This window comes from Geobacter psychrophilus (assembly GCF_056821595.1).
Genome location: NZ_JBXDTU010000003.1, coordinates 146,311 through 167,604 on the forward strand (window position 1 = coordinate 146,311; position 21,294 = coordinate 167,604).

The 21,294-nt window shown below is 49.3% G+C and carries 19 protein-coding genes; 7 read left to right on the forward strand and 12 right to left on the reverse strand.

Annotated features, from left to right (window positions below; genetic code table 11):
- Window positions 1–1,046: 1,046 nt before the first annotated feature.
- From ACOCF6_RS01400 to ACOCF6_RS01435, 8 genes are all read right to left on the reverse strand, one after another.
- The gene (locus ACOCF6_RS01400; protein WP_482458592.1) at window positions 1,047–1,790 is read right to left on the reverse strand and encodes a DsbC family protein; all 744 of its coding nucleotides are present in this window, start codon (window positions 1,788–1,790) and stop codon (window positions 1,047–1,049) included.
- The gene (locus ACOCF6_RS01405; protein ID WP_482458593.1) at window positions 1,790–2,512 is read right to left on the reverse strand and encodes an OmpA family protein; all 723 of its coding nucleotides are present in this window, start codon (window positions 2,510–2,512) and stop codon (window positions 1,790–1,792) included. Before ACOCF6_RS01405 ends, ACOCF6_RS01400 begins: the two co-directional genes overlap by 1 nt.
- Before the next feature lie 122 nt (window positions 2,513–2,634).
- Window positions 2,635–3,177, reverse strand: coding sequence for a hypothetical protein (locus tag ACOCF6_RS01410; RefSeq protein WP_482458594.1), 543 nt, complete (start codon window positions 3,175–3,177; stop codon window positions 2,635–2,637).
- Window positions 3,174–4,175 carry a ParM/StbA family protein gene (locus ACOCF6_RS01415; protein ID WP_482458595.1) on the reverse strand — a complete coding sequence of 334 codons (1,002 nt, stop codon included), beginning with the start codon at window positions 4,173–4,175 and terminating at the stop codon, window positions 3,174–3,176. Before ACOCF6_RS01415 ends, ACOCF6_RS01410 begins: the two co-directional genes overlap by 4 nt.
- A gap of 586 nt (window positions 4,176–4,761) precedes the next feature.
- Window positions 4,762–5,418 (reverse strand): hypothetical protein, encoded by a 657-nt coding sequence (locus ACOCF6_RS01420; protein WP_482458596.1) that lies wholly within the window; start codon window positions 5,416–5,418, stop codon window positions 4,762–4,764.
- Between the two features lie 191 nt (window positions 5,419–5,609).
- Window positions 5,610–6,026, reverse strand: a complete 417-nt coding sequence (locus ACOCF6_RS01425; RefSeq protein ID WP_482458597.1) for a hypothetical protein — start codon at window positions 6,024–6,026, stop codon at window positions 5,610–5,612.
- Between the two features lie 9 nt (window positions 6,027–6,035).
- The gene (gene topA, locus ACOCF6_RS01430; RefSeq protein WP_482458598.1) at window positions 6,036–7,982 is read right to left on the reverse strand and encodes a type I DNA topoisomerase; all 1,947 of its coding nucleotides are present in this window, start codon (window positions 7,980–7,982) and stop codon (window positions 6,036–6,038) included.
- Window positions 7,983–8,102: 120 nt separating this feature from the next.
- Window positions 8,103–8,846, reverse strand: a complete 744-nt coding sequence (locus ACOCF6_RS01435; RefSeq protein WP_482458599.1) for a hypothetical protein — start codon at window positions 8,844–8,846, stop codon at window positions 8,103–8,105.
- A gap of 175 nt (window positions 8,847–9,021) precedes the next feature.
- On the opposite strand from ACOCF6_RS01435, the gene ACOCF6_RS01440 reads away from it, so the two are divergent.
- The gene (locus tag ACOCF6_RS01440) at window positions 9,022–9,903 is read left to right on the forward strand and encodes a helix-turn-helix domain-containing protein (RefSeq protein WP_482458600.1); all 882 of its coding nucleotides are present in this window, start codon (window positions 9,022–9,024) and stop codon (window positions 9,901–9,903) included.
- A gap of 95 nt (window positions 9,904–9,998) precedes the next feature.
- Here the strand turns inward: ACOCF6_RS01440 and ACOCF6_RS01445 are convergent, their stop codons facing one another.
- From ACOCF6_RS01445 to ACOCF6_RS01460, 4 genes are all read right to left on the reverse strand, one after another.
- Entirely contained in the window at window positions 9,999–10,421 is a 423-nt protein-coding gene (locus ACOCF6_RS01445; RefSeq protein WP_482458601.1) for a hypothetical protein, read from the reverse strand.
- Window positions 10,418–11,191 carry a ParA family protein gene (locus ACOCF6_RS01450; protein WP_482458602.1) on the reverse strand — a complete coding sequence of 258 codons (774 nt, stop codon included), beginning with the start codon at window positions 11,189–11,191 and terminating at the stop codon, window positions 10,418–10,420. Before ACOCF6_RS01450 ends, ACOCF6_RS01445 begins: the two co-directional genes overlap by 4 nt.
- Window positions 11,192–11,722: 531 nt before the next feature.
- Entirely contained in the window at window positions 11,723–13,117 is a 1,395-nt protein-coding gene (gene ltrA / locus ACOCF6_RS01455; protein ID WP_482458603.1) for a group II intron reverse transcriptase/maturase, read from the reverse strand.
- 517 nt (window positions 13,118–13,634) lie between these two features.
- Window positions 13,635–14,900 carry a replication initiation protein gene (locus ACOCF6_RS01460; RefSeq protein WP_482458604.1) on the reverse strand — a complete coding sequence of 422 codons (1,266 nt, stop codon included), beginning with the start codon at window positions 14,898–14,900 and terminating at the stop codon, window positions 13,635–13,637.
- Window positions 14,901–15,689: 789 nt separating this feature from the next.
- Between ACOCF6_RS01460 and ACOCF6_RS01465 the strand changes: the two genes are divergently transcribed.
- The 6 genes from ACOCF6_RS01465 to ACOCF6_RS01490 are packed head-to-tail and all read left to right on the forward strand — an operon-like array spanning window position 15,690 to window position 21,285.
- On the forward strand, window positions 15,690–15,968 hold the full coding sequence (locus ACOCF6_RS01465; RefSeq protein ID WP_482458605.1) for a single-stranded DNA-binding protein: 279 nt from the start codon (window positions 15,690–15,692) through the stop codon (window positions 15,966–15,968).
- Window positions 15,946–16,488: a lytic transglycosylase domain-containing protein gene (locus tag ACOCF6_RS01470; protein ID WP_482458606.1), complete on the forward strand. Its 543-nt coding sequence runs from the start codon at window positions 15,946–15,948 to the stop codon at window positions 16,486–16,488. Before ACOCF6_RS01465 ends, ACOCF6_RS01470 begins: the two co-directional genes overlap by 23 nt.
- Window positions 16,466–17,242, forward strand: coding sequence for a hypothetical protein (locus ACOCF6_RS01475; protein WP_482458607.1), 777 nt, complete (start codon window positions 16,466–16,468; stop codon window positions 17,240–17,242). The genes ACOCF6_RS01470 and ACOCF6_RS01475 overlap by 23 nt, the downstream gene beginning before the upstream one ends.
- Window positions 17,232–18,890 carry a type IV secretory system conjugative DNA transfer family protein gene (locus ACOCF6_RS01480; RefSeq protein WP_482458608.1) on the forward strand — a complete coding sequence of 553 codons (1,659 nt, stop codon included), beginning with the start codon at window positions 17,232–17,234 and terminating at the stop codon, window positions 18,888–18,890. The genes ACOCF6_RS01475 and ACOCF6_RS01480 overlap by 11 nt, the downstream gene beginning before the upstream one ends.
- Complete coding sequence (locus ACOCF6_RS01485) at window positions 18,890–20,479, forward strand: HD domain-containing protein (RefSeq protein WP_482458609.1); 1,590 nt, start codon at window positions 18,890–18,892, stop codon at window positions 20,477–20,479. Before ACOCF6_RS01480 ends, ACOCF6_RS01485 begins: the two co-directional genes overlap by 1 nt.
- Window positions 20,476–21,285, forward strand: a complete 810-nt coding sequence (locus ACOCF6_RS01490) for a DsbC family protein (protein WP_482458610.1) — start codon at window positions 20,476–20,478, stop codon at window positions 21,283–21,285. The genes ACOCF6_RS01485 and ACOCF6_RS01490 overlap by 4 nt, the downstream gene beginning before the upstream one ends.
- The last annotated feature ends 9 nt before the right edge of the window (window positions 21,286–21,294 follow it).

Consider the following 21,294-nt stretch of genomic DNA (forward strand, 5'->3'; position numbering starts at 1 on the left):
AACTCACAAACTCACTGATATCGGCGGCACATACAGCAGAGGTCTCGGCAAGTGATGCTGGGCATGCACCTACTGGAAAATACTGAGTAGTCCAGATCCAGCCATAGTCAGGATCATAAACCTGTATCAGACCTCCTTGGCATGTTAGATAGTTCCCATATTCGTCTCCAACCCACACAGGTGACCCACCTTGATCGCAACACGGCCCTGTGTACCACAAATTGGCAGTCTCACTAACCCAACCACCGCCTCGCGTTTCTGCCATAACTATTCTTCTACTCACATCCCAGTTCCAGTTTGGATACGCACAACCGTTATTCCCGGCACCTCCCCAGGCACAAAAATCAGTAAGTTGCACCTGGCCGTTCACCAAATCAAAAGTATACTGGATTGTGTCTTGGTAGATCGGTGAGAAGCTATAATCCCAAGGGTTTTGATTGCCCCTCTGCTTATACTTTACCTTTCTCGTTGTCCCGGTGACCGTCGAACTGTACCCGGTCGTGGTTGACGTCGCTATAACGCATTTATTGGTGGCATTATCGTAGGTTGACCCCACTGGACAGGTTGGTGGCTGAAATTCACAACGACCGCGAGTTGGGTTATAGATATAACCAGGTCCACACGTAGTTGTGATTTCTGGCTGCAGGCATTTATTGTAAGTGGTGTTGTACATTCCAATGGCGCAGACTGGCGTTTTTTCACATCGTCCTGATCCTACGTTGTAGGCATACGAAGCATCTGAACAGGTATAACTTACTGGAGCCTGGCAACTCTTTGTAGCAGGATTATAAGTTGTTGCAGCAGGACACAACGGGAGTGCTTTACACGTCAAGCTCCCCGCGTCGTAGGAGTAATTTGATGGGCATGAGAGCGTCCCTGCACCAGCACTAGCGAAGTCGTAGAAATCGTAACCGAGATCGGTTGCTGCAGTCGGTGCAGTGAAGGCCATTGCGGAAGATGCGACTGCGAGAAGAACGAGGGCCAGGATGAGGGTTGCGGGTTTCATTTTTTGCATGTGCGTGTTTCTCCTTTGTGGGGTTTTGTGGTTACTTCCCTGTACCAATCACTTTCTCGATCGCCGGTACATTTGCCCCGTGGACAAAAACACCGTCGATAAAGTAAGCTGGCGTACCTTGCAGCCCGGACTGCGAGGTAAGCTTTTTGTGGTCATTGAGAAGACCGGTGTCGCCTGCTGCTTTCGGCAGTGACGAATCGTATTTACCTTGGAATACATCCTTGAGCGTTGCAGACTTGTCAGCCGAAGCTAGAATGTAGTTGGATTTTGCTTCTGCTTTCGGGTGAAGCGCCGGAATCGGCATCAGGAAAACATACCTGGTGACATCCGAACGCTTATCCCAATAATCGGCCATTTTTCGGCAGTAAGGGCAGTCAGGGTCTGTCAGTTCGATGACCTCATGTTTGCCGTTCCCTACCTTGACCGCTTTATCAAGGTTGGCCCTGAACAAAGTCAGATTCACTTTGCTGCTTTCAGCGACCAGGGCCTCCTTCTTCTTGGACGTAATATTGATCCCGTCCTTTGACCAGACTTCTCCAAAGATCAAATGACCCTCGGACTGGTCGTAGTAGATCACGTTCTGCCCGGCGGTGACTTCGAGCAGAGGACCCCTGATGTTCGTCGCCTTGACGTCGCTGACCTGCAACTTCGGATACTTCCGCGTAATCTCTTCGCGGACTTTGGCAACATCTGCTGAATCGGCTCCCACAGCCGCAGACGCACCACACAAACACACACCACACACAAAGGCCCTGCTCACATTTCCCACTCTCATCACTTACTCCCCTCTTCCTTATTAGTGGACATCACTGCCGGCTTACCGGAGTTCACGCCCTGGATAGACTTGGTTTCTAAAATCTCAACCCTTCTGTTTGGCTCCAGGTGTTTGTTATCAACGTAGCAACAAACGCCTTCACCAGTGGTGCGAGTAACCTTTATTCCGTGACGCTTCAGACTTTCACCGACAACCCGGGCTCTTTTCATCGCCAAACGGTCGTTATGTTTTTTTGAACCGAGTTTGCATGTGTACCCATCAACTCGTACAAAAACTTCTCCGCCCTGCTCTTTAAGTTCTTTGGCCAGACGAGAAATTTCTGCGGCCCCCTTCTTATCCAGTCTTGAACTGTCGAGCTTGAACTGGATCGTAGCAAGAGTCTTGTCCTTGGCAGTCGCCGTCCCTGTCTCCGAATTGCTGATCTCGACAACTGGCACGTCCTTGCTTTTCATCTGCAACTCAACTGCAGGCATGTCTGACAACTTCAATTTATTCACCACCGGCTCTTTGTAGCCAGCCAGCAGAATCGATTTCGGGCAGGTGTCGCAGATCACATGCTGATTAGGCTGAAGTTGGACACCAACAGCGTCACCCATGTTGTATTTATAAATTACCGCACCAAGCTCAGCCTTTTCACTCTGTGGCACCTTTGCCGCAGTAGCTTCTGTCACGACCATGATCAGTCCGGTTAAGGCGAATATTGTAGGTTTCGAAAGTTGCATGAATCCTCCCTATTGGTTGTATGCTTCTGCGGTTTCCGTTTTCAGCAAAAAAAAATGGATATTTCTAAAAAAAAAATATCCATTCGGTAGTATTGTGTTTTTTATATAATGATTATTGTTGATTAGAAATTCAGCAATTTTACCCCTAGATTATCTGCGACCGATGACGTAGGACTACCTTCTTGCGTCCATACCATTTGGTCTCCTTGATACTCGATCGTGGGTTCATTTTCCGCCTGAGAGTCTTCTTTAACCAATGATACCATTTCTATCTGAGCCACCGGTTCCGTGTGATGTGCCTCTTCTCGTCTCATTACCGGAGGTGTTACCGGAGCAGCAACAGTTCTTGATTCGCTCTCCTGAGCGCCAACCGTTTGTTTGGTCACACCGCCAAACCGCCCGCCGGTGCCCCTCTCGGCTTTATCTATCCTCTGTAAACCCTGCGGTTTGATTGGGGGAACTACAGAAATTGACCCTGCTGGTGGAGTTTTATCAACCCCGCCAGCAAGAGCCATATATGCCAACCTTTTCAACTCAGTGCTCATCGTGTGGCCATACCCCTGCAGATGTGCGAGCAGGGCCTGGTCAATCGTGTTCTTGCCGAACCGCATTGTAAGTTTGCTGCGCCCGACTGAATCTTCTGAGTTATCAACCTTGGTTTTCATGCTGACCTCTGGCCAATCCGAGCCGCATATTTGCAGTAGCCGTTGGCATTCGCCAGACCTGCGGCCTTAACAACATGCGCGTGCTTGTAAATTTTCCAGTATGGCTCCAGTAGTGCTGCGCCCCCTCCTGTTAAGATAATTCTGTCCAAATTTGCGCCATTGTGCCAGAGAGTGTGGGCTGTTGATGTCAACGAGCTGACGAGATCCTGGAATCTCTTGGAGGCGATATCTCGTATGCTCAGATCCTCACCAAACGAACTAATCTTGTATGAAGATCTGACCGAGTTCTCAACTTCAAGCAAAGAAGTTGGTCGATGACCAAATTCCGGGCTGCCCTCTATATCCTTTTTGATTGCTTCATAGGCACTTGAAATGCCGTTTTCAACCGACATAGACAGCGATTCCGTTATAGTCCGGTTCTCTATCGTCACAAGGTCAGCCGTATAATAACCGACATCAAGTATACCGACCTTGCCGGATATGAACTTGCTTGCTGGGTCTGGGACTCCACCACCTTCATCGAGAATCATGTTCATATACGAACCAAGCGGTTGGTAAATTACCTCGACATCTACCTTCAGGCCCAGGTTGCCAGCTATCTCAGTGATGACTTTTGCAAGGGTTTCTTTGTCAGTATTGAAATATTTCACCGGCAGACCTGTCACAATCTGGTTATGCCCTGTAGTGTCTTTGCCATCGATCGCTTCCTTGATCGCATGCTGGACCAAAACCTTAAATGCTGTGGTTGTGATCCAACCTTTATCCCTCGAAGTAATCAAATGGTCAGAGTGTTGGTCTGCAGATGCGCCAAGAAGATAAGTTACACCTTCGAACTCCTCTTCCAATATGGTGGCTGCAAATCCAGCTAGCGATTGGTTGACCAACCCTTTTTTACCTACAAGTGATTTGAACTGCTTCCCAGACAAGACACCAGAACCATTTGTCGAAACAACCTTTGTGTTGCCGTAGCCAACATCAATACCGATCTTCACTGACATACACTTCTCCCTTCTCCCTCATAGTTGATTTGCTAGCTTTTATTTGTGCTGTTCGTTGAACTACAAAACCAATCGTTGGACGATCAAAGAAAACACGGCTTTTCGTATTTGATGGTGGAAAAAGGATGCACCCACTTCGTCCGCACTGTACCCCCGACGTCATTGGCATATCCCGGAATTAGCTTATCAGCTCGTGGCCATGGTGGTCTTAATGTGTGTGCATCCAGCCGTTACCACCCTAAATAATTTGCTGAGTGTCTTAGCAACATGTGCATAAAGGTACGCCGTTGTTAGATAGACACTCTTCTGCATGACCAGTGAACACCAGCTCTTGTGTACAGTCAGGATCTTTGCAGGCATCGTAGCAATCCATATCTTGAGTTTTTGTAGCGTTTGTTTTCATAAATTCCTCCTCGGAGTTTTTGCTGTGACTAAATCTATATAAGTCTGCCTGATGCCTTTGTCGGACATTTGTCGGACATATGTCCGGCGTGTCGGACATTTGTCCGACATTTGTCGGACACATGGACAATACTACCGTTCGGTTGTATTGTCAAGCGGCGTTAAATACCGTTCGGTTGCATAATTAATCCGAATTACCTATTTTTACACAGTTTTTCCAGTCCTTACCATGTTTGGCCATCGCTTCCAGCTTGAAAATCCTTCGTTTGACATTAAATATCATCTTCAGGTGGCTCAAAGCTGAATCCCAACAGGTACCTACAGCCCTCATTCCTGGCCAATCTGGTATTTCGGCGACATATACCGTCTCTGACTCTATCCACCTGATATTACAGTCATATCTTGACCTCATGGATTCGTCGTAGTCATTGTATTTCATGTCAAATATGTTCGATGTCTCGTACATCCGTAAGAATAGATTGTGGAAATCGTCCTTGAGTGCAGCCAAAACCTTTTGTGAATAGGGGTCTTTTGCGTCATAAGGTCCCGTATTAATGGCGTATTCTGCTTTAGCCAGGTCAAACTTATGGCAGGCACACCACTTCGGGAAACTGTGCTTTATCTTCCGAAAAGTGCCATCCAGCACCGGCGGTATCGTGTAATTTTGCCTGGTTGGAAGAAGTGGCACGACCTTATTGAAGCGCAACACACGGTACACCCGTTCCCAGTTGTCAAAGGCCAGAGATCGGCAAATGAATGCCACACTGAGACCCTTGCCGTAGCAAATGAGATACAGATCCTTCTCCCGTTCGTTCAAATTTTCGAGTTCTGTAAAGTCCATCTTTCTCGACCGCCTCGTCCCACCATTTTATTTTTCAAAAGTTTCACGCTTAACTTTTTTTGTAAAAGATCTTATACTTGAATAGTTTCCCCCTATTTTTAGCCGGATAGTTACCACCATTTACAACCCGTACTGTTACCACCCTATTATTTTGAGATTGTTAAATGACTTCAGATGGTTTGAAAATATTCTCATGCCCCACCTTCCCTCAACTTTCTTTTCTTTTCCTTCACTTTTTTTCGCATTTCTATGATTTTGAGCCTGTGTTCGCTCTTTAGAGACAATCCAAATCTCTCTCGCAACTCAACCGCAACCTTGTCTGTTGATAACCTCTCCCCTTTGGGTAAATTAAAGAAGCGGTTGAAAATGTATTTTTCAACTTTGCTCATAACCTTCTTGTCTGTGACCGCTTTCCTGTCCCGGACAGGCACACCCATGTAGAAAAATCGTGCCCACTTGGCTTTCCCCCAAAGACCTTGCAGAACCGTAAGGTAATCTATGTCGTCAGGCGTGATCGGATTGTCGATCTTGTTGTCCTTAACCAACTCGTTGAGCAGTGATACTGGGAGGCCAAAGTGTTTGCTGGCTTCATCTAGGGTCATCGACATGCTTCTCTCCTATTTGGCCGCGAAATGTGAATCCAGAAAGTCTTTGCCAGCCTTTGTATCCCCAGCGGCAACCCTCTCTTTCACTTCTACCGGCGCGAAGTTTTTGATTGTCTTGAGCTGCTTCTCCGATAGTCCGGAGGGTTTAGCATCCGACCCGGGTTCCTTATGCTTGTTTATCCAGTCCGAGAGATCCTTACGACTCTTCTTGGTTTTATCAGGGAGATTTGCTCCTGAGTTCTTTGCTATCCGCTCAGCATAGGCAACCTGCTTCTCTGTCGGGGTATCTCCTCCCGGGAGTGCCTGTGACGGTTTCTCGAACCCCATCCTCTCGTGCACATCTCTTACAAAATCCTGCCAGACAGCTTTCCCCTGTTCAACCAGGTCAAGAGTCTCTTCCATGCCTTTGGTCATTTCATAATCAACAACCCAGCTGCAGGTATTGTCAGCCCATTCGAACAGATTCTCACCGATACCCGTAGGCACGAGCATCCTCTTCTTCACTTCGACATATCCCCTGCGGGTGATAGACCCCAATATTGAAGCATACGTGGAAGGCCGCCCTACCCCAAGTGATTCGAGTTTTTCTATCAGACCGGCTTCAGAGTATCTCCCCGGCGCCTTAGTCTTTTTCTCAACAAGCCCTTCGCCACGAAACGCCAGCAAATCCTCTTGTTCGAGGAACGGGATTATCTGCTCATCATCCCCCTTCTTCTCTTCCTCATCCTCGACGCTGTAGACTCGCTGGAAGCCGTCAAACACCAAAACACGGCCTACACCCTTAAACAACTCTCCTTCGGCCTCCAAATCGACTGTAGTGAGTTCGTAAACGGAGGGAGACATCTGGCTTGCTATCGTCCTTTTCCATATCAGATCGTAGAGAGCCAGGTGATCTGCGCCGGCAAGACTTTCTGCTGCCAAAAGTTTTCGCGCATTTGCTATCGGAAGTATTGATGTTGGCCTGATCCCTTCGTGAGCGTCTGCCTGGGAATTCTTTGCGGTGTGCTTGAAAGCCTTGGGCGGGACGCAATCCTTTCCATACTCAGCAATCACCATCAGACGAATGCTATCGATGATGTCGTCAGCGAGTCTCACGGAATCCGTACGGTGATAGGTGATCAGTCCAGCCTCAAAGAGATCCTGGGCAAGACTCATCGTCTTCTCTGGAGCGATGCCCAACTTGGTTGACGAGGCCATCTGGAGGGAGGCGGTTGTAAATGGAGGGGACGGATTTCGCTTCTTGGTCTGCTTCTCAACTTTCTTGCAGGTCGCGTATGATGCCAACGAAACCTTCTCGATAACCTTCTGGGCCTCCGTCAGTTCATCGAATCGTCCGTTCACATGGTACGCGATGAACTCCTGGCCATCCTTTGCGACCTCGATCGTGACGAACCAGTAAAGAGCCGACTTGTGTGCCCTGATGTCCCTTTCACGTTCTACAACCAATCGGAGAGCTACCGTCTGCACCCTGCCGATGGATAAACCCTTGGTTGCGAGTTCCCGACTTGCTTTTGGTGACAAGAGGTATCCTACCAAACGGTCAGTTATCCGCCGACCCATGAAAGCATGGAATGTCCCTACATTGGTTTCGGCAAAAGGAACCGCATTGGTCAGCGCGTGCTTTATCCCGTTCTTGGTAATCTCCCGGACCTCTATGCGAAAAGCTTCCTTATAAAGACCCCGGGTTTCCTTCTCAACCCATCTGGAGATCGCCTCCCCTTCCCTATCAGGGTCCGACGCAAGGTATAACGTCTGGCCCTTTGCCATCTCCTTGAGTTTGGCAACATTCTTTTCCTTGCCAGGGATAATTTCGAAGACCCCTTCGTAAGTGTCAAGGTCGACGTTTATTCCTCCGGCTGGAAGGTCCCGGAAGTGTCCTCCAGTAGCACAAACCTTAAAACCAGTATACTCCTGGAATTTCTTGACTTTATTTGGACTCTCTATGACGACGAGTGGCATTCGCAACCTCCCTGTGACTAGATATTATGCAAAACGAAACAGTCCTGCTGAGTGCCTGCCGATAGACTGAACGGTCAGGCACTTATGAGCAGGGTTATTCACATAACCTGTGGATAACAGTTACGCGGCGAGTTGCAGTTCGTTTTCTACGAAGCGGTTCTGGGCTTTTCTGATTATCACGGAGGGGTTTTTAGCCGGTGCAGACAATGGAGATTTCCCTCCATCGAGCGCAACCATCATGAGGCGAGGGAAAGACTGCGTGTCGATCTTGCCTTCACCGATCAGTCGTTTAATGCGGCGGCATGCGTTCTCAAATATCTTGAACACGTCGGACTTGTTTTTGCCGAGGACGCTTGCGGCTTCAACATAATTGAGCGCACAGCAATCTCCGCTAAGGCCGAGGACCGTGATAAAGACTTCCTTCTGGTTTTTGAGAAGGTGCTTTGTCAGCATTACAAATGTTCTGTGAAGATCTGTGGGGCGGGGTTCTGTGAGAGGTTCGTACGACCAATTGGTTGTAAATGAGTGGACCGTCTCGTCAAACTCTTCAAACTGCACCGGTTGGCGCATATTAACGTCAGGGGTCTTTTTATTTTTTGTACTGGAACACCTTGTCAACACATCCCCTACAGATGGGTTGGTTGCAAGGTTATACCAGGTGGCATTGCTATATAAGCGCCAAAAAGCTTCATAGAATTGAGGTGTGCCGAATGGATATATTTGACCAGCTTTGATGGAGGCAATGTACGCCTCCTGGAGGAAGTCATCTTCTCCGTAGGGGGAATAGGCTCTGTATTTGCGACTATAACCAATAACACTGCGCTTGTTTGCATCTACCCACTGAACACACTCCGCTTGGCACATACGCCACCTCCACACTTATATTCACACCTGCACACTGTACTTTATTGATATTTCACAAAAACCCATGTATGTTATGGCTGAAACAATAAGCGCAATACAACCGAACGGTAGTATTTATGTGAGTGGTTATATTTTTTGTCAAGCAAAAATAACCGTTCGGTAGTCTGGAGGATTTATGGGCGGGGAAATCAAGACGCCAAAGAATGTGAAAAAAGCCGCTAAAACAAAGGCATTAGACGCCAAGGAAACCACGTCCACCTCGGATTCCAAGATCAGTGGAAAAAAAATATCTCGATCACCTGTTTCTAGTCCTTCGGCTAAATCTGCCAAGGCTGAGCAGACTTCAAAAATTCCCGAAAAAATTCACATAAAAGGCGCAACTTCACGGAACAAAGACCGGTTAAGAGAAATGGCCGCTGCACTCGGTGCCAGGCTTTGCCGTGTGCGGACTGCTTGCAAACTCACCCAGAGGGAAGTCGCAGAGAAACTGGATATGAACCTGATGTCCTACACTCGCTATGAGACCGGCAACCGAATCCCGGATGCTGACTTCTGCGCGCAGTTTTCTGCTACATTCAAAGTCAATACAGCTTGGTTATTGTATGGCAGTGGAGATGACTGGAAAGCCCGTAAACCCCCTACCCCAAAAGTTCAGATATCCAACTATGAAGTGGTCCCTGTCTTCGAGTTCTCTGGACCTGGCCAGGAAGGTTCCGGCCTAACAGTTGGCGATCCTATTGACGAAATATCAGTTCTCAAGGCAACACTTCATAAACACACGGTAGTTGCCATCTATCGCGAGATGAACATGGTCCCATCCATCACTCCTGGTGCTTATGTCGGCGTCACTACCCTCCTTGAGAACACGCCTATGGGCCACATCTACGCAATCTTTGTCCCGTATGAGGGCATCCGATTGTTCAGGGCATACGCTGTGAGCTCTACCAAGATTGCCTTGCGATCTGACAACCCCGCTACCCCTGATATGGAAGTTAAGACCGCTGGATTTAAGAAACTCGTGCTTGCTAAAGTGGAGTGGGTTTTTCAATCTTGCTGAGGGGATTATTTGAAGTGAAATAAGAAGGGACGCTAAGCATGCCGCCTAGCGTCCCTTTTCTTATTGTTCTAGTTGTTCTACTTGAACAAGTTGTTCTACTTTTTCTTCTTCGCTCTGTTCATCTCTTCGATCTCTTCTGGCATCAACTCAGGATGCTGGCCCTTCATATACTTTTCAAGAGCGTCGTTGATGATTTTGTTTATCTCGATCCGTTCCCAGAATGCCTTCCTCTGGATCCTCTTCAACACTTCTTCTTTCACTGGCACGGTATACCGTCTCATGCCGTTTTTCAGACCCCGAGTCGTCGAATCAGCCGTTTTAGGGGTTCTTGTGGTTGCCGGCACACTCTCAGGCGATTCGTTGACTGGCTTTTTGCCTGGTTTCGTTTCTGGCGGCGAGCTTTCTTCTTCCCTGGTATCAACGAGGTATCCATCCACCCCTTTGCCTCTTATGCCTTCTCGCTGCATACCGGCCAAAGGATTGTGTTTCATTACGCTTGTCGGCTTATTTCCACTCATTTTCTCGCCCTCCTCAGTATCTCGTCAGCCAGATCGGCATAATCCTTCGCGCCAACGCTATCAGGTTTGTACTCGAAGATTGTTTTCCCATGAGAAGGTGCTTCAGCCAGCGAGATGTTGTCATGGATCAGCGTCTTGAACATTACGTCCTGGAAGAACTCGGATACTTGTGCAACAACCTCTTTATTCAGCTTCTTCCTCGAATCGTACCTGGTGCAGATGACGCCACCGATCTCAAGCCCCTTGTTCAATCTTTTCTTCACCAGCTTTGTTACTTCCAAGAGCTTGGTCATGCCTTGCAGGGCCAGATACTCAACCTGGACAGGGATGTATATTTCATCTGCGTAAGCCATGGCATTAGTGCTAAGAAGGCCAAGGGCGGGAGGACTGTCTATAATGCAGTAATCGAACCCAGTCACACTCTCCATAACCTCCTTCAGGAGATACTCTCTTCCCGGTATGGATGCCAATTCAGTTTCGGCTGCAGCCAGGTCAAGATGAGAAGGTACGACCCAGAAAGGCTTCTTGCCTTCTCTCTTGATCATCGCCTCCTGGATAGTCGCGTTCCCCAGCAGGACGTCATAGATGTTTTTACGCGCCTCTTCGTCAGGCTGAGCCATCAACCCCAGCGATATAGTCAGGCTGGCCTGCGAATCGAGGTCGATCAGCAGCACCTTTTTCCCTTTCAATGCCAGCGCCGCGCCCATATTCAAGGCCGTGGTCGTCTTCCCTACCCCACCCTTCTGGTTTGCTGCAAGGATAACTTTCATATTGATGTCCTTTCCTGTTGATAATGTATTTCTAGTTGTTCAAGATTTTAACGATTAACCACATGTTCAATGATTTAACGATTATCATCATTATCATCATTACGTCAAGGTTAATATTGTTATACGTTATCTTATTGTTAACATTGTTAATGTTGATAACTGTTTTCATGTTGTTCTCATTGATAATGATTTTATACATTTTCACCATTACCCACATTAAAACGTATATCTCGTTGTTAATGTTTACGCTCGTTATATTGTTGAAGCCGGTTATAATGTTTATCATGTTGATAATGGTTTTAATGTTGTTATCGTAGTTAATCGTTATAACCGTTAACCTATTGAATTACTTGTTCATGCGGTTAATGTTGAACATGTTGTTCATGTATACTCTGGTCTGTTCTTTTGACCACGCAGGGGAGGGTAGGGGGCTTGTGATTGCGGTATAACGGATCGGGTAGGAGGCGGAATTACTTCCGCCGTCCTCCCACACCACCGAGCGTACGGTTCCGTACACGGCGGTTCATGAAGTTATTGAAGTCGGTGGTGCTGGTTCATGAGTGATAACAGCCCCAGTTTGTCGAAGTAGGATTTCGGAACAGCTTTGTTCATATGCGCGGCCCCTGCATTCCACCAGGGGCCGCGGCCGTTTGTGGCCGACTGCCATGCCGTGGCTTCCGATAATCCCCGGCGCATCAGGTTCTTTGCTCGCGTATAGGGGCGCTTCCACTGCTTCCATAAAATGCGTCGCAGTTTCCGCCTCAGCCAGCCGTCCAGTTCATCGAAGATGCCCTTTACTTCCGAGTGCCGGAAGTAGGTTATCCAGCCCCTTAGTTTCGGGGTTATCTCCTTGACGGTGGTTTGGATGTTCTTACCCTTACCCTGTCTGAAGATCTTTTTGAGGTTGGCCTTGAACCTGGCAACCGCTTTCTTGGCCACGGTAAGCCGTGGTTTGCGGTGCCAGGTCATGCTGTAGCTCAGAAACGACCTTTTCCACGGCCGGTCTACCGCGCTTTTGGCTTGGTTGACCGTGAGCTTGAGCCGCTCGGACAGGTAGCTGGTGATGGATGCCATGACTCTTTCGCCGCTTGTCCGCGTTGCAACGTAGATGTTGCAGTCGTCGGCATAGCGACAAAAACTGTGGCCCCTTTCTTCCAGTTCCTTGTCCAGTTCGTCGAGAAGAATATTGGACAGCAGTGGCGAGAGCGGCCCGCCTTGCGGCGTACCTTCTGTTCGTGCCGTGGTCAATCCTCCTTCGAGTATTCCTGCCTTGAGGTAGCTGTCGATAAGAGACAGTACCAGACGGTCTCCGACTTTGCGTTTCACAAGCGACATAAGAGTGTCGTGATGGACGCGGTCAAAGAATTTCTCCAGGTCAATATCAACCACCCATCTGAGGTCGCTCGCTACATGCTTCTGTGCAGCTTTGACGGCTTGATGGGCGCTCCTTTTGGGACGAAACCCGTAGGAGCTTTCCGAGAAACCAGGGTCGAACAGCGGGGTTAGAACCTGCTGCACTGCCTGCTGGATAAGTCGGTCGAGAACGGTGGGGATTCCCAGCATCCGCGTGCCGCCTCCCGGTTTGGGGATTTCAACTTTACGTACCGGTTGCGGGTGGTATGTTCCCGCCAGCAGTTCTTCTTTGATGCGCAGCCATTCTTCCTGTAAGTAGCCCTTGAGGGCCGTTACTGGCATCTCATCGATACCAGGCGCACCTTTGTTGGATACTACACGGGAGTATGCCGCCATCATGTTGCCGCGACTGACGATCTTCTTCATCAGTCCCGTTGCCGCTTCCGGCCAGTGAGGTGCTTTCCTTCCCGTGACGTTTGCCGCACCGCTCCCGGCCACTCGCGGCTTCTGACCGCTACCCTCCGGGGTGGCACCGAGCATCTCAACCCGGTCTTCTGCTGCTCCTGTCGTCATCGAAATTCAAGGCTCCTGTCCGCTTACTTCATGTTCGGCCCTTTGTTGGGTAGTCAATCCAACTCGTATGGCCTCTGCTGACTTCTGGCAACCCATCCCGACATCTCTCGATGCCGGTAGCACAAAGGCAGGTTGCCAGACCTCCCAGGGTAATTCGCGCGACCTTCATCCCATATACCCGCCGCATCTACAGCCACACCTTCCTGAATGGTTTTGGGCTTCGAAGAATTGTGCCTCCTCGCCCAGATATGACTGCCTCATATGCGATTCCTGTCCGTCGGGCCAGGACTTTGCCTGCAGCTTCCTTCAGATTCCGGGTCACCCCGGACACCCTTGCTGTTCGGCTAACGGTTCCCACCATCAGGGTCCGTAGAGGACTTGCACCTCCAAGTCACCAATCAACCACCACAGCTGATTGGATGGCGCTTACGCGCCACGCGCCATGCCTGGCGCACACAATAAAAAGCCTGATGCACGATAATGCACCAGGCTGGTGAAAGATTCTGACAGAAGCACGTCAGACAGTATAGTCCAACTCTCTCATAGCCGTAGCGATCTGCTCCACAGAGGTCATTTTCGAGAAGAAGAAATTCGTCTTCTCTTTTTCTTCGATCAAAGCATAGACATCGTCTTTCTTATCTTCTGGCAAAAGCTCGAACATTTTAACCATTGCAGCATCCTTGGCAGCCTGTTTTTCTGCTTCTTCCAAATCTCTATTGGCCTCTTCGTCACGCTTAATTTTAACTGCATTTTCTTCCTGCTGCTTCCTGACCCTGTCATTTATGGCATAGTCGTTTTCGAGAGCATCTTTCAAAAACTTGATGTAATTCTTTTTGAAGTTGACGTTGGTATAAGCAATATTGCTCACCGTGTATTCAAACCCTTTGTCGCTGAGATACTTCTCTACAGCCTGGATTACCTGGGAGTGTTCCTCATACCCATCCTTAACATGCTGGATAGCCTCATTCAGAATCTGCTGGGCCCTGATTGTCTCTTCGTCATCCTTCTCGATCCGCTCGGCAACGAATTCAACCCTGCGTATTTCATTACCCCGTCCTTCCTTCAAGAGACTGTAGGAAATCCGCAAGTCAGAAACATCCCCTATCTCAGTGATAGCCACCTCAATACATCGCTTCTGGAGGTCATACTTTCTATCGTAACCCTTCCCTATGTCCATCAACATCTTGAATTCCGCTATCTCGTACCCAAATTCAACCCTGTTACCCTCTACTCCCTCGAATGCGACCATACACAGCTCGTACAGGGCCGTACCGAACTTAGAGGTAAGTTCAGCCATCTCCGTCATGTTGAGAACAGCCCTGATATCGGAATTAGCAAGCCTTTCGCAGATGGTGGGGGGGAAAAATATCTTTATCAGAGTGTCGCCGAAACTGTCTTCCTCAAACCGGATCTCCGATAACAGACTCAAATGGCGCACACCTACGATACGGTCACCTTCGGCCCCCAGGATATCTATGTGCACCTTGATATCCTGGAGTTCTCTCAGCTTCTCGATCGCGTGCTTCTGGGTGCGGTGCTTGAGGTGCATGAGCTTCTTGAACTCAATCCACGGTATCTCGACCATGATGTGGGCATCGTGGTTGTTCTTCTCCAGCTGTTTTTTGGCAAGAATCAACAACACGTTGTATGCCTTGCGCTGGTGAGCAGTGAGGTTGTTGCTGATGTGGATCAGCGACACAGGCTTATCAAGCTCGACTGCAGGAGGCGTCTCGCCAGAATCTAACAGCGTCATTTGACCAGATGAATTCCCATGTTTTCTCATGAACACTCCGTTCGGTAGTATTTATGTTGTGCGTCAAAATACATTTCAACGCATTAAAATGCAATACCAAATGCGTTAAAATAGTTAACAAACTGTTTTTACGTTTGTTTTAGTTTTTATTGCATCAGCCATATTGTTTCTAAAATCTGGCATTTCAACGCATAGCACTTCAAAAATCAATGCGTCAAAATGCTATTTACCTGTTATTGCTAGGTTTGATGCCTCGTAGCGCTATTATTTACTGCAAACATTTATCGTCGATATTTCGAAGGGTGGATCAACCATCCGAACGGTTATTTTCAATCATTGAGTGAACAGGATGGCCGACAGGACTGGAACGGCCAAATAACACCCTAAATACACGGTGCAAACATCTATCGTAACGATGCAAAAAACTATCGTAACGTTGCAAAGTTTTATCGTCGCTGCAAATTCTTATCGTTCATAACGCAAAGATCTATCGTAAAACCACCAGTAAACCGCAAACTTCTATCGTATATTTGCAAAATTATATCGTCGTTTCTGCCGTAACCATCTGTTTTTATAACCGCATAACCCCAAATATCATCTCTCCTTGTTGTAGGTTGTTTTGTTTATAAAGAAAAACAACAAACAGAAGAAGCGATGTATCTGTTCACAACGCTCGCCGGAACTCACATCTCAACCCCACCTCTCATGATCGGATTTAAGTTTTTTTCACTTCCGAAAGAAAATTCGCCCAAAAACGGAAACTGCAGAAGCATACAACCAATAGGGGGGATTACCCCATTACCGTCCAGGAGATGAATAATGGCCAAAAACGTAGTCATCATAGAGGGAGAGGTCTTTAACGAGCCTTCTTTGCGCAACACCAGGACCGGAGTCGATGTATCGAATTTTCTCCTTCAGGTCGTTGAGGAACAGAACCCTCCATTTGAGATCCATATCACTGCCTTTGGAAAGGTCGCAGTCGAATGTGCCACCAAGTTCCCCAGAGGGTCCCGTGTGCGGATCACTGGGCGTCTAGGAAAGTCTCAAAACACGAAAGAAAAAGAGATTCTTGTCAATGACGTTGTCGCAGTTGCTTAAAACGTCGCTTGTTGCAGCACTGCTTGTAATGCCGGTGTCTGCCCATGCGTTTTGCTTCAATGAGGCCGGTAAAGAATACAACCTGTCTCCAAACCTGCTGTATTCGATAGGGCAGCATGAATCCGGCATGAATCCGAAGACTGTTCACTGGAATACCAATGGAACGTACGACTTCGGGCTCATGGGCATAAACACCGTCCACGAACCTGAGTTACGAAAAAACGGAATACCCTGGCAGTCTCTTGCCGATCCTTGCACCAACGTGAGGGTAGGGGCCTGGATTCTCTCAAAATGCATCGCTAAGTACGGTTACAGCTGGGAAGGTGTCGGCTGTTACAACTCACAGACGCCCAGTAAGCGAAATATCTACGCCAACAAAATTTACAAAGTGCTTGTGGCAAACAGTTCGAAATCTGTTCGTCTCGCGCCCAAACAGGCACCAATAACAGAGATAGCCAGTCTCAAACCGGAATCAATAAGCCCCTGGGAGTCTGTCATTGGCCTCGACTCTTTACAATAAGGAGCTGCTCAGTAAGTACGATCTGCCGAAAGAGACCGTGATTGACGCTGTATGCCTGGCGGTCTCGCGCACCCTCAGCAAAGCTATGAAAACGAAAGTCTTTGCCCAGGAGAGCGACACCGGCATTGAAATATATGCTTTAAAGCACGACATGCTGGCAGAAGACCCGGTAATCAGAATTCGGCCGGAGACCATAAAGAACAAATTGCTCCGCCACATCGAGTACAGCGTCGAGCGGGAACTACACGCAAGGAAGGTCGTCAGGGAGTTTGACCGGTACAGCGACCTGCAAAGCCAGATGGTAAGCGGAATCATCACGAAGATACTGCCGTCCGGCGACCTCTTTGTTGAACTTGAGAGGGAATTGCTATTTGAAAGAATTACGCTGCACGCTTGCTGTCCACTGCGTTACCAACCCGTGCACGAGCGTGAAAAGTACAAGGTCGATGATAGTTACCTGTTTCACGTATGCAAGATCAGGCCTATCGAGGTTCAAGGGATGCCGCGACTGGATATTAGACTGGACAGAACAAGCCCCAGTCTTCCAGAGCACCTGATCAGAATAGGGATGCATGCAAAAGCAATTGGTCTGGATTCGGAAAAGAACGACTTCAAATGTGTCAGGCGCGTGTGTGGCGCTTATTCGGAAATAGAGGCGGAGAAAAGGATCGACAAGGAAATCATCCAATCGGTCAGCAGATCACTCAAGGAAAATATATTCGTGAAGTTCGGAGCCAGAAAAAATGTTCGGTAGGAAGAAGATCAAAAACAGAGCTGATGAGTTCGTCGTACTGGGGAAGGGCGTCGACATGGACGATCCGACCAGGATGATCGATATCGTCATGCCTGACTCCTACCGCAAGGGTCACAAGATCGTCTTCGGGGCAACACGTTCCGGCAAGTCGAAAAGCGCCGAATCCAGCATCGAACAGGATCTCCGAGCAGGCCGTTCAGTAATATACATGGACCCGAAACCCGATAACGAGCTGCTCTCCAAGATCATCCAGACCGCCGTAGCCCTCGATCGGGAAGAAGAACTGATGCTGATCACCCCGATCTTTCCGGAATACTCCGCGGTCATCGACCCACTGTCCCACTACTTCATGGTTGATGAGTTGATGGGTCACACCGTCTCGGGCATCAAAGAGGGCAAGGACCCTTATTTCCGCAACGTGGCCAAGAACATTTCCATGTGCATCATTTCGGGTGAGAAGCTGATAGCAGAAGCCTCCGGTCGGCGCATGAACATCAACCTGAACAAGATCAAGAAACGCATCAGCCGGACAGAACTTGAGAAACTCAAGGGTGAGCTCAACATGCTGGGCACCGCCGAGGCCGACGAACTTGCCGACGATATCCAGCGCTTGATCGAAGCCGGCCAGGACTTCTTCTCGAAGGTAGCATCGTCGCTGACCACCGCCATCATGGAACTCACCGGCGGCAACATCGGTAAGATAATCGGCATGGCTGACGAAAACCGTTTCATGAAGAGGCTTGAAGAGGGGAAAAGGGTTATCTGTATCGTCCAACTCGCAGCCCTGATGACGAACGAAGCCAGCGCCACCCTGGGGAAAGTATTCCTTTCTATGCTGCGCTCATTTGTCGGCCGGGCCTTTGCTTCCAAGCGGCAACGTATGACCCCGCCGCTTTGTCTCTACATGGATGAGGGGCACCGCATCTTTTTCCCGGGAATTGAAGATTTGTTCTCGATGGGTGGTGGATGCGATTTGTGGATCACCTGTATGGTTCAGTCGTACTCCCAGATCATCGACGCCGTAGGTGAGGACAAGGCCCGCACAATCCTCGATAACACCAACACTAAGATGTTCTTTCGGGTACCGGACTTCGATACCGCTGAATATGTGGCCAAGCACTTCGGCGTCCACAAAATTCTCTCGCCGATCATGAACGCCAACGGGGGCATTACCTCGCGTGAGACCGAGGAGGACGTCATCAAGCCGCAGAACATCCTTCGTCTTCGGACCAGGGAATTCTACCTGATGACCTATGCCAATGAGGATGCCACCGGTCGCTTCCGCGGCGTCACCAACGACGTCTCCCCGATCACCAACATGATCGAACTCCCGGACACACCTGCAGACGTTATCTATGACACCAGCGCCCGCGACAAGAGAGAACATGACTTTTACGCGGCCGTCGAACGCGGGGAAGAACATTTCAGTAAGATAAACCATAAATACCATGACGAACTCGTCACCGCCCTGTCTGGAGGATGCCTCGCGGTAGGAGTCCTGGTAACCAGCGAAGGCGATCCGTCAGAATTCCAGTCGTTCAAGGAGTTCCAGGATATCAGCCTTTGGTTATTTGGCGCTCTCACCCCGGACGGTCTTCAAAAATCCATTGTTGTCCCCCCGAATGAATTTTATGCCGAGGAAGCCTGATGAATAGCCTTGCATTGTTTGGAATAGCAGCGGGAGTCGCTGGTTCGGGGATCATCCTGTACTCAGTCAGGCTGATCCGTAACGACCTGAAAACCGCCGCTCTACAACCTGCGGAAGAAAAGGGAAAAACGCCGGCAAATCCGGTGCTGATGCCCAGTCCTGAGCAGCGAGAAAAAGAGCACAAACATACACTGGAAGTTTACTCGGGTCTCTGGAAGAAAAACGAGGACCAGAAAAACACTCTCAAAGAACTGGCGAAGATCTGGAGAGCCGATGTGAACGACGGTCTAGGCGAAGCACCGGACAAGCCAATGTTTCTGCACCGGGAAGTGAAACTTTTTTACAAGGACTTCGTAGACGGCATGCCTTTCTTCAACGGGAACTCGCTGCGCGCCACCGTTGAACTACTGAAACTGCTCGACACAAAAGGGAAGTGCCCATCCGTCGTCAACAAACACAAGGACGAGCCCGAGATCGGATATGACAAGCACGTCTATAAGGTTCTCAAAAAGATCCCCCTTTACGAGCACTCAACGAACGTCGCCCGGGAAATGATGAAGATAGTCCCCGATGCAAGCCCGTTGATTCCCAAATACGCTATCGCGGGTCTCTGCCACGATATCGGCAAGATCACCTTGTATTACGACAAACTACACACCACGGGCGTGCACTCGTTCATAGCCGTCTCTGTGGTCGACAAACTCACGGCCATTCACGAGCTGAAGTTCCTGGACGAGATCATTGATGCCGTCAAAAACCACCACCGCAATCCCGAGACTCAGCTGGGCAAGGATTTGAAGAAGGCTGACCAGGAGGCCCGGCGGAAAGAAATTGCTTGGTACGATATGGACGAAGAGCATGCGACAGAGCCAACCGCTGTCCAGACCCCGGCAGCCGGACCCGAAGCGGCGGATGCTGCAGAATCGGAAGCACCTGTTTTTGCCCCGCCGGACAAGTCCAAGAAAAAGGCTCCGAAGCAAAAGACTGTCGTCGACCTCTTGGGGGCCGGCACGGACACAACATCTACACCGGCAGACCTTTTTGGTGAAGCCTCTGCAGCTCCTACCGTGAAAGAGATCGACCTGTTGGGTGCCGGTTCGGCCAGTGACGCTGCAAAGACCCGCGATATACACAAGGTAAACATCCCCTGGTTCGACTTTACAACAGCAATGGCCATGATGGAGGAGATAGTCAACAGGGGAACCGGCCAACGATGGAACGCTGTCTCCACTCCGGAAGGTACCGTTTACTTCCGCCAGGAGGCCTTGTTCAACCTAGCAGAGAAACTGTCCAACAATGCCCCGGACATCAGGGTAGCGAAAGCCGACCCTCAAACCAAAAACAACATCATCTACTCGATCGTCCTCGGCCTTCGCGCCGGCGGGGCCATCGAAGAGACCATGTGCTCTGAAAAGTATCCAGGGGCTATGTTCGTGGTTAGCCCCGAAGGCGATGCGCCTTACGAAGTCTATTTGACCCCGATCAAGGCGGAGAAGTTCGGACTCGCTCTTTCTGAAATGGAAAAGAGGAAGGGTGGCAAGCTCAAGGGCATGGTGATCACCCCTAAAAGCGTTGTGGAGGCACAGTGAGTATAAAAATTATCAAAGTAGTGGTGGCAGCACTATCCCTGGTATCTTCCTCGGCCTTTGCCTTCGGAACGGGTGGGGCAGGGTGCTCTGGCGATTGCGTCAGTTGCCACCCGATCAAAAAAGAAGACTTCGTCAAGATGTTCAAGCAGATCGACCCGACTGCAAAGGTGCTCGATGTTCAGCAGGCTCCAGTCAAGGGACTTTTCCAGCTCACCATGGAAACTCCCAAGTCCAAAGGCATCGTTTACATGGACTACGGCAAGAAGCACATCATCTCCGGCAACATCATCGACGTAAGCAGCAAAGTCAACCTCACGGCCATCAAAGCCGAGCAGGTGAACTCCATCACTGTGAAACCGGAACGGATCCCCACCAAGAACGCCCTGTTCCTCGGCAATCCCAAAGGTAAAAAGACCCTGTACGTCTTTACCGACCCTGACTGCCCTTATTGCTCAAAACTCCACCCGGAACTGAAGGACCTGGTTCGCGCGGATAAAGAACTGCGGATCGCCCTGATCCTCACCCCCCTGAACTCGCATCCTGACGCTGGGTGGAAATCACAGGCCATCATCACCAGGTCGCACAAGGATATGCCCGGCGCCATGACCATGCTGGAAGACAACTACAGTAAAAAGGTGTGGGCGAAACCCGGCAAGCAGGATATGGGGCCGGTCGCCTCCAACGTGAAGTATTCGAAAGAAATCGGAGTGAAGCTGCTCCCGTCGATAGTTCTTCCGAATGGCAAAGTGGTAGAGGGATACAAAACCAAAGAGGAACTCAAGGCCCTCTTGGCGACAAAAGGTTAGGAAGGGACT